This window comes from Psychroserpens mesophilus (assembly GCF_000826645.1).
GTDB lineage: Bacteria > Bacteroidota > Bacteroidia > Flavobacteriales > Flavobacteriaceae > Psychroserpens > Psychroserpens mesophilus.
Genome location: NZ_JXJP01000003.1, coordinates 251350 through 264838 on the forward strand (window position 1 = coordinate 251350; position 13489 = coordinate 264838).

Consider the following 13489-nt stretch of genomic DNA (forward strand, 5'->3'; position numbering starts at 1 on the left):
TCCAGTACTCAGTCTTCAGTAATCTAGACTAAGTCTGAATTTATTATTTTATAGTAATCCAAATTTCTGTGGATTGTTTATCATGTAATTTATAAGCTTACCTATTTCATGGCTTTTACTATTAATTCTTTATTCTTTTCTTCAGAAATATAATCACACGCTAATGCAAAATCAAGCCATAATTGAGTTTCTGAGTTTTCACTATCAGCATCAGACATTTTACTCATAAAATGCTTTTCATATTGACGTTTTCTATAACCTTCAGCAATGTTAGAGCAAACTGACCTACTTGAGCGTATCATTTGAGAAGTCAATCCAAACATTTCAGATTTAGGAAAAGATTTAGTCAAATGAAAAATTTCCATTGCTAAATCAAAACCTTTCTGATATGCTAATAACGTTTTAAAACTCATTGTTTAGTTTTCAGTCTACAGTTGTTAGTCCACAGTCTTCAATACTTGCATTAGTGGAAATAGTTTTTTATTAAAACCTTATATTTTCAATTCTTTACTAATTAACTACATATTTCTTACTTAAAACTACTTACTTCTATTGGAGGCTTTGCCAGCAGATTCATAATCTCTGGTGTTTTGTTATACAATAATTGTATGATTCGATGTGGTGCAAAAACATAATTTTGTTTAATGACATCGCTCCATTTTTGTAATATTTGTTTACTGAAATAACCGCCTTCTTTAAATTCACTTCCAGAAAACACTTCATGAATTTTAAATGATAAGGCATATGACTCTAATGGAATTTCCTTATTAGCGATACTTTTTAAAATGGTATGTGTTATTTCGTTTTCATCTTTTGCAAACACATTGTGAAATGGTCCTAAATCGATGCGTTTGATATGTTTAGGTTTTACATCTGGTAGTTTTCTATCAATTCCATAAGCCATCGTATCTAAGTCCATATCACGATCTGCTGTATTTTTTAGGACTTCATAAATTTCATCTTTATAATTTTCAATATTACGACCATCATAATCGAAATACATAAAACATATAAATGGTCGGTTATGAGACACATCATAAAAACTCCAGCTCGTCATATAATCTGCTGAAGCCGTTTCTGGAGCTTCAATGATTTTACCTTGTACAAAACGATTGAAAATATATTTCTGTTCTACAGACGTGTAATAAACAATAGATGCTGCCTGAAATAATTTATCTTTTCTTACCGGTTGTTTCTTTCGTAATAACTGATCCAGAAACTCATTTTGCAGTTCACTTACATCCTTAAGCTTAGCAATGTAATTATCTCTTAAAGACAAATCATTGAATAGATATCTAAACTCCAAATAATTCGGAAACCCAGAATCGGTTAAATCGACTTTCATGTTATCCTCTTCGTCATACATGTACTTGACACGCATGGCTTCGATTGAATACAACAGTAAATCACGATATTGTTTAAAAAAGACGAGTTCTTTTGATGTGCATAGATTTTCCTTTTGAACACTTACAATAAGCTCTTTAAGAACAAAATCTACTTTTTTATGATAAAAGATGTATTGTTCTTTAGAATCTAATATTGCGGAATCTAATGGCGTTACAATCATGTTTAGCTGTTAGCTGTTTGCTGTTGGCTGTATAGCCAGAATTGTTTTAAATATTTCGTTTAAATTTGAAATGAATCTGAATTTGCGTTAAGGATTGAATGACATGTTTGAGCTCCTCGAAGAGAGCGAGTAATGAAAGCCTGACCAACTTTTGTCAATAAAAACAAAAGTTGGTAACGCCATCATTATTAATTTAGCTTAACAAATCGTCATTACTACCTTCTGGCTTCGGACTTCCTTTTGGTTCTCCATCACCTCCTGAAGGTGCATTTGGATCTGCTTTATAATAATCTTCGAAAATCTCTTTCATATCGATACCATAACGCTCTGCAAAATTCTTCTGGATATCGACATCTTTTGCTCGAATTTCCTGTAAAGCTTCGGCATAGCTACTATAAACTCCTTGCATTACTTTTTCATGAACTGGAATATTATCCATCATTTCCTGACGTGCTTTAGCACTAGCCGTATGCATTGACGCTAAAGTTTCGCCAATATGCTCATCGGTTTTAACACCTAAATGTTCTAAAATGGCAGCAAATTCCTGATCTGTTCTTGCTTTTAAAGCGACCACGTAACCGTCGTAATATTTGAGACGCTCTTCAGTGTCACTTTTTAATTTAGCACGATGTGTTTGCAGGTTGCTACGTAAAGACGTTAAAACTTTAATTGTAAGGTTATGCTTATGAACGAAACTATCTTTAGAAGCCGCTAATGTTGTGTAAGCATTTTTAAGTCCTTCTAATTCTTCAACAGCTTGTTCTAACGTTGTCACGTTACCAATGGCCTGCGCATACTCGGCAGATTGTTTATCTACAATTTCTTCTAAAGCCTGACGCGCTTGTTTTAAAGCTGCATATTTTTCTTCAAGCTTAGCTTCTACCTCTTTTTTCTTCTCTAAAGCTTTCGTATGGTTTTTAGTTGCTTCAACAATTGCTGTTTGCAATTTATCTTCTACTTCTTTTATTTCTACTTCACGATTTTTTAGTCGCGTCACAGCGGCTTGAGACTTATAACTTAATTCGCTTAATAACGTTTGTACATCAGCACTTTCAATACGTGTTTGAAACATAGCCTTTGCTTTATTATCGGCTGCATCTCTGTCCTTTTGAGCAATTTTTAATTCATCTTGGGCTTTTTTGATTTTGCTTTTTCTTCCCCAAAGATTGTTCCACCACGTATCAGGTTTAGCTTCAGCATCTTCCAATTCAACTTTAGCACGCTCTAAACGTTTGATAGCATCATCAATGATTTTTTGCTCCTCTGGATTAAGCGCAGAAAATTTTTCGAAAATAATTCCAACTTCGTCCTGATAGTCTGTAAGATCTTTAATTGCATCTAAAAGCGTAGTTCTATCCTTTTCTGCCATGTGAACGACATCGTCAAGTGTTGCGTTCAATATCTTCTGACGGCTTTCAGGATCATCTTCTTGAGCTAATTTAGATTTCATAGTGTCAATGGCTTTTCCCCAATTAACATCTACTTTCTCACTTTTCTCGTTAGTATTGGTTTCTAATAAATCAAAATCGTCAGACATGGTATGTATAGTATTTTTAGTTGAACAAAGTTTCGGACAAGCAATTTCGTTAAAAAATATGATTTTAAAAACTTAATGCGCTTAAATTATGAGTATACAAATTGAATACTTTGTTACATACTTTCTTTAATCCTTTTTTGTAATTATCTTTGAGATACTAAAAAAATATACCTTATGAAATACTTAAAGCTTATAGTTCTACTGATTAGTATATCGGTTTATTCATGTAAATCTGATAAAAACGATACCAAGTCCACTACAACTGATAATTCTACCGAAACAGAATTGAGTTCTGAACGTAAATCTGATGCTAACGATACTGATTTGTCAGATGGTAATGTCATTGTTAAACCCATTTCTCACGGTACATTGGTTTTAGAGTATGGTAATGTCATTATATATGTTGATCCTGTTGGAGGAGCTGAAGCTTTTAAAGGTCAGAAACCACCAACCTATATTTTAGTTACCGATATTCATGGTGATCATTTAGACATAAAAACTTTAGAGGCTGTATCAACTGAAAGTACAAAAATAATTGCACCTCATGCTGTTGCAGATCAACTGCCTTCAGCCTTAAATAATCAGACTATTGCACTTTCTAATGCTGAAACAAAAGCCTATGCGCTCGCCGATATTGAATTGATTATTGAAGCCATTCCGATGTACAATCTTAGAGAAGAAGCGTTACAATTTCATCCTAAAAAGCGTGGCAATGGTTATGTATTAACGTTAGGTGAAGAACGCGTTTATATTTCTGGAGATACTGAAGATATTCCAGAAATGCGACGATTAAAAGATATCGACATTGCCTTTGTTTGTATGAATTTACCATACACAATGCCTGTTAAAGCTGCTGCAGATGCCGTTTTAGATTTTAAACCTAAAAAAGTATATCCATATCACTACAGAGGAACTGATGGATTAAGTGATGTAGAATTATTTAAATCTATCGTAAATAAGGAAAATGAGCTTATAGAAGTGATTCTAGTTGACTGGTACAAAAAATCGGATGAAGTGTAAACGTTAAAATGTAACTTTTTTAAAATTAAATAGTTGGCGTTTCGATTAAAATTGTATATTTGAGAACCAAATCTAATTAAACTTAAAAAGATATGTTAGCTAACTTCTTAAGGAATTACTCCCTTGTAAGTACAACTCAGCTCACTATTGTACTCATTATAACCGCTGTTATTTTTGCCTTTTTTATTGGTATTGCAGTCATCAAAATGTATAAACTTAAAGCTGAGAACAAACGCTTAATGGATAAGAGTAAATATAAATCAAACGTAGATAAAGAATACACTGATTTTACTGATGGTCACCTCTATGATACTAACAATTAAACTTTAGTAATATGCAGGATGATTCAAAGATGGTTGCTATATTATCCATCGGATTTACAACTCTACTACTTCTATTAATTCTAAACTTCATTAAAGTTTACAAATTAAAAAAGGAAAACAAAAAACTTAAACATCAACTTAGTAATAAATAAAAAAGCCAGCTTATTTGCTGGCTTTTTTTATTACAATATATTTAAAACTATCTATCGCACTAGTTTCTTATACTTGATACGTTTCGGAATTAAATCTCCACCTAAACGTTTTTTCTTGTTTTCTTCATAATCTGAAAAACTACCCTCAAAGAAATACACCTGGCTATTGCCTTCAAAAGCTAAAATGTGCGTACAAATACGATCTAAAAACCATCTGTCGTGACTAATTACAACAGCACAGCCAGCAAAATTCTCCAGACCTTCTTCTAATGCTCTTAAGGTATTGACATCAAGATCATTAGTTGGCTCATCTAAAAGTAATACATTACCTTCTTCTTTGAGTGTCATAGCTAAATGTAATCGGTTTCGTTCTCCTCCAGATAATAATTTAACAGCTTTATTTTGTTCACTTCCTGAAAAATTAAAACGACTTAAATAGGCTCTTGAATTTACTTGCTTTCCTCCCATCATCACCAACTCTTGCTCATCACTAAAATTCTGCCAAATGGATTTTTCGGGATCTATATTAGAATGCGACTGATCCACATAAGCTATTTTGGCAGTATCACCAACAATAAACTCACCCTTATCAGGCGTTTCTTCTCCCATAATCATTCTGAAAATAGTTGTCTTTCCTGCGCCATTCGGACCAATAACACCAACTATTCCAGCCTGAGGCAGATTGAAATTTAAGTCTTCATATAATAATTTGTCTTCGTAACCTTTGCTAACGCCTTTGGCTTCGATAACATTCGTTCCTAAACGTGGACCGTTAGGAATGTATATTTCAAGCTTTTCATCCAGTTGTTTCTGATCTTGACTCATTAATTTATCGTAGTTCTTCAAACGTGCTTTTTGTTTCGTTTGACGACCTTTAGCACCTTGACGAACCCATTCCAACTCGCGTTCTAAAGTTTTCTGACGTTTGGAAGCTGTTTTGCTTTCCTGAGCCATTCGTTTCGATTTTTGATCTAACCAAGATGAGTAATTTCCTTTCCAAGGGATTCCTTCACCTCTATCAAGCTCTAAAATCCATCCAGCAACATTATCTAAGAAGTATCTATCGTGTGTTACTGCAATAACAGTACCTTTGTATTGTGCTAAATGATGCTCTAACCAATGAACAGATTCGGCATCCAAGTGGTTGGTAGGTTCGTCTAACAATAACACATCAGGTTCTTGCAGTAGTAAACGACAAAGTGCTACTCTACGACGCTCTCCTCCAGACAATACTCCGATTTTCTTATCTCCATCAGGTGTACGAAGCGCATCCATGGCAATTTCTAATTTAGTATCTAATTCCCATGCATTAGACGCATCAATTTGATCTTGAAGTTCGGCCTGACGATTCATTAGTTTCTCCATTTTATCAGGATTACTATAGACTTCTTCTAAACCAAACTGATCATTTATTTTATTGTATTCATCAAGAATCGCTACAGTTTCAGCAGCACCTTCACGCACAACTTCCATAACTGTTTTATCATCATCAAGTTTAGGTTCCTGCTCCAAATAGCCAACTGTATATCCAGGAGAAAACACTACATCACCTTGATAATTTTTATCGACACCTGCTATAATCTTCAATAATGTCGATTTACCAGAACCATTAAGACCCAAGATGCCTATTTTTGCACCATAAAAGAAACTCAAATATATATTCTTTAGAACTGGTGTATTAGCAGATTGAAATGTCTTTGTAACACCAGACATAGAGAAGATTACTTTCTTGTCATCACTCATTTTTAAAAAGTTTGTTAGTTGTTAATTTGTTGAGTTGTTTGTTATATAAATAACGTTGACTAAATATAGATTTAAATTCTACCTTTTATATTTGTATCTCTACAGCTTATAAAAAACAAAATACTTATAAAAACATGTTATTTATTTTGTTTTTTATAGGCTACCCTTTGCTTGGGTATTAAACTCTTCCTTTAAGCGCATTAAACACCCAAGCAATGGCGAAAAAGCCAATTCCAACAGCTGCAAAACCCCATCCAGCCACATCATCATATCGAAATGCTCCTAATGCTATTAAACCTAATCCAACTATTATCATAATTGTGGTAGCCCAAGCTAACACTGTATTTTTATTCATTGCCATAATTTTATTTTTAAGGGAATTACAAATATCGCATTTTTAAACTAAAAAAAGCATCCAAATTTAGATGCTTTTTTGTTATTAATCAACAGGAAGTTTATGCCATAGGAACTTCAATAATAATTAATTCTGAATTTTGAATCGCTTTTATTTTTACAGTTTCTGTTTCATAAACACCAATGGCATCTCGTTTTACAAGAGTGTAATTAGCTACTTCAATTTCACCATCAACCACAAATATATATATACCGTTTTGTTCCGATCTAGCTTTCAAATCGATTCCTTTATTTGATTCTAAGTTTGTTCTATAGATATATGCCTGCTGACTTATAGGCAAAGCATTACTTTCTAATTTATCTTTAGGAGCGACTATCGTTTGCAACTTATTTACGCGTTCTTCTTTAGGAAAAAGACGTTGCTCATAGTTGGGTTCTACATTTAATTCTTCAGGAATAATCCACAATTGCAAAAAATTAACTTCGTCTGTTTTACTGTCATTAAATTCTGAATGTGTTAGTCCAGTTCCAGCACTCATGACCTGAACTTCACCAACGTCAATAGCACGTTTATTTCCCATACTATCTTTGTGAGATAATGCGCCTTGTAAAGGAATTGAAATGATTTCCATGTTTTGATGCGGATGCGTTCCGAATCCCATTTTAGGCTGAACAACATCATCATTTAAGACACGAAGTGCGCCAAAATTCATACGTTCTGTATTTTGATAATTGGCAAAACTGAAGGTGTGATAAGATGTTAACCATCCATGATTTGCGAATCCTCTTGTAGCTGATTTGTGTATTATTATTTTCATTTTTATTCTTATTTACTTTCCACTAAAAAAGGAAAATAAGTTATACATAATTGATTATTATTAAGATGTCTCGACTACGCTCGACATGACAAAAAATTAATTTGCTGGAAGAAATCCCATTTTACCCATTTGATAATCTCTCATCGCTTCTAACAGTTCTGTTTGAGAATTCATAACATAAGGACCATAAGTTGCTACAGTCTCATTAATTGGCTCACCAGATAAGAATAATAACTGACTATCTTTTTCAGCTTTAATAGAGAAACCTTCACCATCCTGATTGAATTCCATGAGTTGATTTTTGTCAAGTTCTATAGCTTCAACTCCATTAACAGTTACCTTTCCTTTTAAAAGATATACCATTCCTTGATGAGATTTTGAATATTTGATTATCTGCTCTCCTCCTGCTTTAGCATCAATCATAAAGGCATTCACAGCTGTTTGCGTTTTAATTCTTCCGAACGTATTATCTAATTCTCCAGCAATAATTCTGGTAGTTATTTGTTGATCTTCGGAAGTTATCACATTAAAATCTTCATGTTTTTCATGCTGATAATTAGCTTCCATCATTTTCTTTTCAGAAGGTAAATTCAACCATAGCTGAATACCTTCAATCGTACCTCCTTGTTTTACAAATTCTTTTGTGGGTCTTTCAGCATGAATAATTCCGCGTCCAGCGGTTGTCCATTGCACATCTCCAGATTTAACAACACTTTCATTGCCTAAAGAATCGCGATGTAATTGTTCGCCTTGGACTAAAAATGTTACTGGTTCAAAGCCTCTATGAGGATGTGGACCCAAATCAAACGGATTATTAGTTTCTGAAATCTGATAAGGACCATAATGATGTAGTAATACGAATGGATCTATCATTTCTATGTGTTGTGTTGGAAATGGTTGTCTCAAACGAATTGGTCCCATATTGACGAAATGACTCCGTCCTGCTCTTTTTATAGTATTTAGTTTCATCATAATTAATATTTAATACTTTCCATGGAAAATATTTAGTTAAAAAAACGCTCTGTTACATAGCTACAGTTGAAGGTTTGTAAAATAACGTTAGCGCATTTTGTCAAGCAGATTACTCAGTTGTTCTGCTTCTTCTTCGCTTAAATTTTTCAGCAAAGTTTTATTAAAATCATCAGGAATTGAACTTAATAAGTCTAATCCTAATTTTGTTATGGCGATTTTCACAACACGTCTATCATGGTCTGAAGGTAAACGCTCAATATAATGTTTAGCACAAAGTTTATCCATTAAACGAGTCGCATTGGGAGAACGTTCTAGCATTCGATCTTTAATGGTTTGAACATTTAAGGGTTCGTTTGCTCCTCTCAGTATTCTCAAAATATTATACTGTTGTGGTGAAATTCCAAAATCTTTAAAAAATTCATTCTGACAACTTGTGATCCAGTTAGCAGTATAAATAATATTGAGTAAGGCTTTCACCCTATTATTTTCAAACTTCGAATTGATATCTTTAGCTAAATCTCCCATGTTTTGTGCTTAAAATAAAACGTCGCTATAGTCACTTTTCTTTTTAAATACAGCTGCTGCAAAAGGACATAATGGTACAATTTTAAGTTCATGATTTCTTGCATAGGCTACAGAAGCTTCAACGAGTTCGTAACCAATTCCCTGACCTTTTAGGGATTCGTCAACTTCAGTATGATCAATGATAATTTTATCAGTTCCAGCCTGACTGTAGGTCATTTCAGCTTTTTGAATGCCATCTAATTCATAAAAGAATCGGCCTTTTTTTGAGTTGTGTTCATGTTGGATGTCCATACTTATAATTTATCTTGAAACTGCTTAACTTGATTAAGCAATTGATTATTTAAGTCCTCATTAATTATTTTCCCATCTTGGAAATTGGTTCCAAATGATGGTAGTGAAAACATACCAGTAATTTCTGCATCATGTCTTGGAAAACGATCATTTGCCATGCCTAAGACAGATTGTCCTCCTCTTGCTCCAGGTGATGTTGCCATTAACAACATTGGTTTCTTAAAAAATGTTTTTTGCTCTGCTCTAGACATCCAGTCGAATAAATTTTTGAACGCCGTTGAATACGCACCATTGTGTTCAGCCAAGGATATAATAATTCCATCAGACGATTTGATATGATCTATAAATTGGAATGCAGTATCTGGTATTCCATGTTCTATTTCAAAATCAATTCCATAAATCGGAAGTTCAAAATCATTCAAATCTAAAATGGTGACTTTAGCATCATCAATCAATGAAGCGGCATAAATTGCTAATTGTTTATTAATGGAATTCTTACTGTTACTTCCACCGAATGCTATGATATGTTTCATATAAATTGTATTTTCTGATACAAATATACAATAAAAAATTATTATATTCCTAGGAAACTATTTCCATGTTATTATTTTTAACAAATTATTCACTTTTTAATCCGTTAAGGGTTTCGTAAATTCGTGACAAATTAAACAGACTATGGATATCAACTTCAATAAAAACGAAGATCACAATAAATTACTCCTTTCAGATTTAAAAAAACGCTTGGCTAAGGTAAAACTAGGTGGCGGTGAAAAACGTATTGAAAAGCATCATTCTAAAGGAAAAATGACAGCCAGAGAGCGTATTGACTATTTGTTAGATGCTAAGAAACCTTCGATCGAAATTGGAGCATTTGCTGGAGACAATATGTATGCAGAACATGGTGGCTGCCCATCTGGTGGTGTCGTTGTAAAAATGGGCTATGTTAAAGGCAAACAATGCATTGTTGTTGCCAATGATGCTACTGTGAAAGCTGGCGCCTGGTTTCCTATTACCGGAAAAAAGAATTTACGTGCTCAGGAAATTGCTATTGAAAACAGATTACCTATCATTTACCTAGTGGATTCAGCTGGAGTTTACCTTCCTATGCAAGATGAAATCTTTCCTGATAAAGAGCATTTCGGACGCATATTCAGAAATAATGCCGTGATGAGCAGTATGGGAATTACGCAGATTGCAGCTGTTATGGGAAGTTGTGTTGCAGGTGGAGCCTATTTACCTATTATGAGTGATGAAGCTTTAATTGTGGACAAAACCGGAAGTATCTTTCTTGCTGGTAGTTACTTGGTAAAAGCTGCCATTGGAGAAACGATTGATAATGAAACTTTAGGAGGTGCAACCACACATTGCGAGATTTCTGGAGTGACTGATTATAAAGCCAAAGATGACAAAGATGCTTTGGAAACCATTCAGCGAATAATGGATAAAATTGGTGATTATGACAAAGCAGGATTTAATAAAGTTGCGTCCAAAAAGCCTAAGGAAAATCCGGATGATATCTTCGGAATATTGCCACGTTCAAGAGCAGATCAATACGATATGAAAGACATCATCAAGCGATTGGTTGATAATAGCGAGTTTGATGAATATAAAGAAGGTTACGGACAAACCATTATTACAGCCTATGCAAGAATAGATGGTTGGGCTGTTGGTATAGTTGCCAATCAACGTAAACTGGTAAAAACCAAAAAAGGTGAAATGCAGTTTGGTGGCGTGATTTATAATGACAGTGCTGATAAAGCCACCCGTTTTATTGCCAATTGTAATCAGAAGAAAATTCCGTTAGTATTTTTACAAGACGTTACTGGTTTCATGGTTGGTAGCAAATCGGAACATGGAGGAATCATTAAAGATGGTGCAAAAATGGTGAATGCCGTTAGTAATTCAGTTGTGCCAAAATTCACCATCGTTATTGGTAACAGTTATGGTGCAGGAAACTATGCCATGTGTGGAAAAGCCTATGACCCAAGATTAATTGCGGCTTGGCCTAGTGCAGAGCTAGCGGTTATGAGTGGGAATTCTGCTGCAAAGGTTTTACTTCAGATTGAAAAAGCATCACTTCTGAAAAAAGGAGAGAAAATTACCGAAGAGAAAGAAAAGGAGTTATTTGATAAAATTAAAAACAGATATGACAATCAAGTGTCTCCATATTATGCAGCTGCTCGTATATGGACAGATGCTGTTATCAATCCTTTAGACACTAGAACCTGGATTAGTATGGGAATAGAAGCAGCTAACCACGCTCCTATTGAAAAACCATTTAATATGGGTGTTTTGCAGGTATAATGAAAAACAATAAAACTAGTTCGCCAGCTTATATCATCATCTTACTCATCTTAGCTGGTGAAGCTGTTTTTATTCTACCTTTTGTTTTACAACGTATTTTCAGACCCACTTTTTTAGAAACTTTTGCCATAACCAACCTACAAATTGGAAGCTGCTTTTCTATTTATGGATTAGTAGCCTTGTTTTCTTATTTATTTGGAGGACCACTAGCCGATAAATTTAAACCTCACATTTTAATGTCTGTTGCTTTAATGCTAACTGCTCTAGGTGGTTTTTATCTGGCAACTTATCCAACCTTAAAAAACCTTCATCTACTCTATGGTTTTTGGGGTTTTACAACAATATTTTTGTTTTGGGCTTCTATGATAAAAGCCACCCGAATTTGGGGAGGAACAGATAAACAAGGCATCGCTTTTGGGTTTTTAGATGGTGGACGCGGACTTACAGCTGCGCTTTTTGGTTCTGTAGGTGTTATGATATTTTCATTTTTTATTACGAAGGAAATTGAAGTTACAACTTTGGATGAACGTCGTGAAGCGTTCAAACAAGTCATTATTTATTCATCTGTTGCCATATGTATCATTGCTCTATTGGTGTTTTTCTTTCTTAAAAACTTAAATTCTTCGGAAGAAAATACAATTGATAAGTCAAAATCACTGACACTTTCCAGTTTCAAACAAGTTATGAAGTTTAGAGCTGTCTGGCTTTTGATGATTATCATTTTATGTGCTTATTTTGGATATAAAATGACTGATGTTTTCAGTCTTTATGCCAATCAGGTGATGAATTATAATGAGATTGATTCAGCAAAAGTTGGTACGTATTTATTATATATGAGACCAGTTATTGGCGTCGTAATTGGTTTATTAGCTGATCGAACAAGAGCTTCATTATGGATTATTATCGGTTTTATCTTAATGCTAATTACCAGTCTCGTTTTTGCATCAGGTATCCTCAATGATTCTACAACACTTTTATTTATTTTATCAATTGGTACAATGGCACTGGGAGTCTATTCTGCAAGAGTTCTTTATTTTGCAACTTTAGAAGAATCTAAAATTCCATTAGCTCTCACAGGAACTGCTGTCGGATTTATATCTATTGTTGGTTATACGCCTGACATATTTGCTGGTCCGTTAATGGGTTACGTTTTAGATGCAAATCCTGGAGAAATTGGTCTTCGACATGTCTTTGCAATTATGTCAGGCTTTTCACTTGTAGGTAGTATTGCTGCTTATTTTTTATATAAAAATCCGAGTTCTAATCCTTAATCACCGAAATAAGCTCAGGTAATAACGCCATAGCTGTAATTAAAACCACATTGTTTTTTACTTTGGGTGCTTTAGTATTCTCCACAGTTACCTGTTCTCTATTTGCAGCATTCGGATTTCTAATCATAATGACTGTATTTACTGCTTCTTCCATAAAATTTTCATTGGCGAATTGGTAAGCTAATGCAATGCCATCGTCATGAAACTCCTTAACGCTCAATTTTAAATTATCAATGGTATATAAAATTGCTTTTAATTCTTTTGGAGAGGTTTGATTTAAAGCGATTCCGTTAAATCCTGTGTAGGTCAAAATTGAAATGTAATCGTCTTCGGTTAATCGTTTTGATACCAGTTTGAAGGCTTGATTTAAAATGACTTTATCTTCAGTTATAAGATCATTTAAAGGTGTTTCCAATAAAAAGATAATATTATCCAGAGGAGCTTCTGAAGCTTCAGTTTTTCTGTCTATTTGTTCAACAACAAAGTTGATTAAGTTATCTAACTCAATAGATTTCGTTTCAATATTTTTGTCCTGACTTGTAACTGTGTATGAAAACAACAGTAATCCGAATGTAATAATAAAATGTTTCATTTGTTTGGTTTTTAAGTTCA

Annotated in this window: 15 protein-coding genes; 4 read left to right on the top strand and 11 right to left on the bottom strand. The window is 33.8% G+C overall.

Features of this window, described 5'->3' with window-relative positions; translation table 11 throughout:
- Nucleotides 1-101 precede the first annotated feature (101 nt).
- From TD18_RS04990 to TD18_RS05000, 3 genes are all read right to left on the bottom strand, one after another.
- Nucleotides 102-413, bottom strand: coding sequence for a four helix bundle protein (locus TD18_RS04990; RefSeq protein WP_316931625.1), 312 nt, complete (start codon nucleotides 411-413; stop codon nucleotides 102-104).
- Nucleotides 414-529: 116 nt separating this feature from the next.
- A complete protein-coding gene (locus TD18_RS04995) occupies nucleotides 530-1567 on the bottom strand; it encodes a hypothetical protein (protein ID WP_040249331.1) in 1038 nt (345 codons plus the stop codon).
- A 193-nt stretch (nucleotides 1568-1760) separates the two neighbouring features.
- Nucleotides 1761-3104: a coiled-coil domain-containing protein gene (locus tag TD18_RS05000; RefSeq protein WP_040249333.1), complete on the bottom strand. Its 1344-nt coding sequence runs from the start codon at nucleotides 3102-3104 to the stop codon at nucleotides 1761-1763.
- Between the two features lie 174 nt (nucleotides 3105-3278).
- Between TD18_RS05000 and TD18_RS05005 the strand changes: the two genes are divergently transcribed.
- Nucleotides 3279-4124, top strand: a complete 846-nt coding sequence (locus TD18_RS05005) for an MBL fold metallo-hydrolase (RefSeq protein ID WP_040249334.1) — start codon at nucleotides 3279-3281, stop codon at nucleotides 4122-4124.
- Between the two features lie 92 nt (nucleotides 4125-4216).
- Nucleotides 4217-4447 (top strand): hypothetical protein, encoded by a 231-nt coding sequence (locus TD18_RS05010; RefSeq protein ID WP_040249336.1) that lies wholly within the window; start codon nucleotides 4217-4219, stop codon nucleotides 4445-4447.
- A 203-nt stretch (nucleotides 4448-4650) separates the two neighbouring features.
- On the opposite strand, the gene ettA is transcribed toward TD18_RS05010, so the two are convergent.
- From ettA to TD18_RS05045, 7 genes are all read right to left on the bottom strand, one after another.
- On the bottom strand, nucleotides 4651-6342 hold the full coding sequence (gene ettA / locus TD18_RS05015; protein WP_040249338.1) for an energy-dependent translational throttle protein EttA: 1692 nt from the start codon (nucleotides 6340-6342) through the stop codon (nucleotides 4651-4653).
- Between the two features lie 178 nt (nucleotides 6343-6520).
- A complete protein-coding gene (locus TD18_RS05020; RefSeq protein ID WP_040249340.1) occupies nucleotides 6521-6703 on the bottom strand; it encodes a CAL67264 family membrane protein in 183 nt (60 codons plus the stop codon).
- 94 nt (nucleotides 6704-6797) lie between these two features.
- The gene (locus tag TD18_RS05025) at nucleotides 6798-7514 is read right to left on the bottom strand and encodes a pirin family protein (RefSeq protein ID WP_040249342.1); all 717 of its coding nucleotides are present in this window, start codon (nucleotides 7512-7514) and stop codon (nucleotides 6798-6800) included.
- A gap of 96 nt (nucleotides 7515-7610) precedes the next feature.
- Nucleotides 7611-8486 carry a pirin family protein gene (locus TD18_RS05030; RefSeq protein ID WP_040249344.1) on the bottom strand — a complete coding sequence of 292 codons (876 nt, stop codon included), beginning with the start codon at nucleotides 8484-8486 and terminating at the stop codon, nucleotides 7611-7613.
- An 87-nt stretch (nucleotides 8487-8573) separates the two neighbouring features.
- The gene (locus tag TD18_RS05035) at nucleotides 8574-9011 is read right to left on the bottom strand and encodes a MarR family winged helix-turn-helix transcriptional regulator (protein WP_040249346.1); all 438 of its coding nucleotides are present in this window, start codon (nucleotides 9009-9011) and stop codon (nucleotides 8574-8576) included.
- A 9-nt stretch (nucleotides 9012-9020) separates the two neighbouring features.
- Nucleotides 9021-9302: a GNAT family N-acetyltransferase gene (locus TD18_RS05040; RefSeq protein WP_040249348.1), complete on the bottom strand. Its 282-nt coding sequence runs from the start codon at nucleotides 9300-9302 to the stop codon at nucleotides 9021-9023.
- A gap of 2 nt (nucleotides 9303-9304) precedes the next feature.
- The gene (locus TD18_RS05045; RefSeq protein WP_040249349.1) at nucleotides 9305-9835 is read right to left on the bottom strand and encodes an NADPH-dependent FMN reductase; all 531 of its coding nucleotides are present in this window, start codon (nucleotides 9833-9835) and stop codon (nucleotides 9305-9307) included.
- Between the two features lie 142 nt (nucleotides 9836-9977).
- Here TD18_RS05045 and TD18_RS05050 point away from each other — a divergent pair, with 142 nt between their 5' ends.
- Nucleotides 9978-11606, top strand: a complete 1629-nt coding sequence (locus TD18_RS05050; RefSeq protein WP_040249350.1) for an acyl-CoA carboxylase subunit beta — start codon at nucleotides 9978-9980, stop codon at nucleotides 11604-11606.
- On the top strand, nucleotides 11606-12877 hold the full coding sequence (locus TD18_RS05055; protein WP_040249351.1) for an MFS transporter: 1272 nt from the start codon (nucleotides 11606-11608) through the stop codon (nucleotides 12875-12877). The genes TD18_RS05050 and TD18_RS05055 overlap by 1 nt, the downstream gene beginning before the upstream one ends.
- On the opposite strand, the gene TD18_RS05060 is transcribed toward TD18_RS05055, so the two are convergent.
- Nucleotides 12867-13469 (bottom strand): vWA domain-containing protein, encoded by a 603-nt coding sequence (locus TD18_RS05060; RefSeq protein WP_152611313.1) that lies wholly within the window; start codon nucleotides 13467-13469, stop codon nucleotides 12867-12869. The two genes, TD18_RS05055 and TD18_RS05060, sit on opposite strands and share 11 nt — an antisense overlap.
- Nucleotides 13470-13489 lie beyond the last annotated feature (20 nt).

What these genes read in the sequence shown, in the direction of transcription:
- TD18_RS04990 (WP_316931625.1), bottom strand. Translation starts at nt 413, where the DNA reads ATGAGTTTTAAAACGTTATTAGCATATCAGAAAGGTTTTGATTTAGCA.
- TD18_RS04995 (WP_040249331.1), bottom strand. Translation starts at nt 1,567, where the DNA reads ATGATTGTAACGCCATTAGATTCCGCAATATTAGATTCTAAAGAACAA.
- TD18_RS05000 (WP_040249333.1), bottom strand. Translation starts at nt 3,104, where the DNA reads ATGTCTGACGATTTTGATTTATTAGAAACCAATACTAACGAGAAAAGT.
- TD18_RS05005 (WP_040249334.1), top strand. Translation starts at nt 3,279, where the DNA reads ATGAAATACTTAAAGCTTATAGTTCTACTGATTAGTATATCGGTTTAT.
- TD18_RS05010 (WP_040249336.1), top strand. Translation starts at nt 4,217, where the DNA reads ATGTTAGCTAACTTCTTAAGGAATTACTCCCTTGTAAGTACAACTCAG.
- ettA (WP_040249338.1), bottom strand. Translation starts at nt 6,342, where the DNA reads ATGAGTGATGACAAGAAAGTAATCTTCTCTATGTCTGGTGTTACAAAG.
- TD18_RS05020 (WP_040249340.1), bottom strand. Translation starts at nt 6,703, where the DNA reads ATGGCAATGAATAAAAATACAGTGTTAGCTTGGGCTACCACAATTATG.
- TD18_RS05025 (WP_040249342.1), bottom strand. Translation starts at nt 7,514, where the DNA reads ATGAAAATAATAATACACAAATCAGCTACAAGAGGATTCGCAAATCAT.
- TD18_RS05030 (WP_040249344.1), bottom strand. Translation starts at nt 8,486, where the DNA reads ATGATGAAACTAAATACTATAAAAAGAGCAGGACGGAGTCATTTCGTC.
- TD18_RS05035 (WP_040249346.1), bottom strand. Translation starts at nt 9,011, where the DNA reads ATGGGAGATTTAGCTAAAGATATCAATTCGAAGTTTGAAAATAATAGG.
- TD18_RS05040 (WP_040249348.1), bottom strand. Translation starts at nt 9,302, where the DNA reads ATGGACATCCAACATGAACACAACTCAAAAAAAGGCCGATTCTTTTAT.
- TD18_RS05045 (WP_040249349.1), bottom strand. Translation starts at nt 9,835, where the DNA reads ATGAAACATATCATAGCATTCGGTGGAAGTAACAGTAAGAATTCCATT.
- TD18_RS05050 (WP_040249350.1), top strand. Translation starts at nt 9,978, where the DNA reads ATGGATATCAACTTCAATAAAAACGAAGATCACAATAAATTACTCCTT.
- TD18_RS05055 (WP_040249351.1), top strand. Translation starts at nt 11,606, where the DNA reads ATGAAAAACAATAAAACTAGTTCGCCAGCTTATATCATCATCTTACTC.
- TD18_RS05060 (WP_152611313.1), bottom strand. Translation starts at nt 13,469, where the DNA reads ATGAAACATTTTATTATTACATTCGGATTACTGTTGTTTTCATACACA.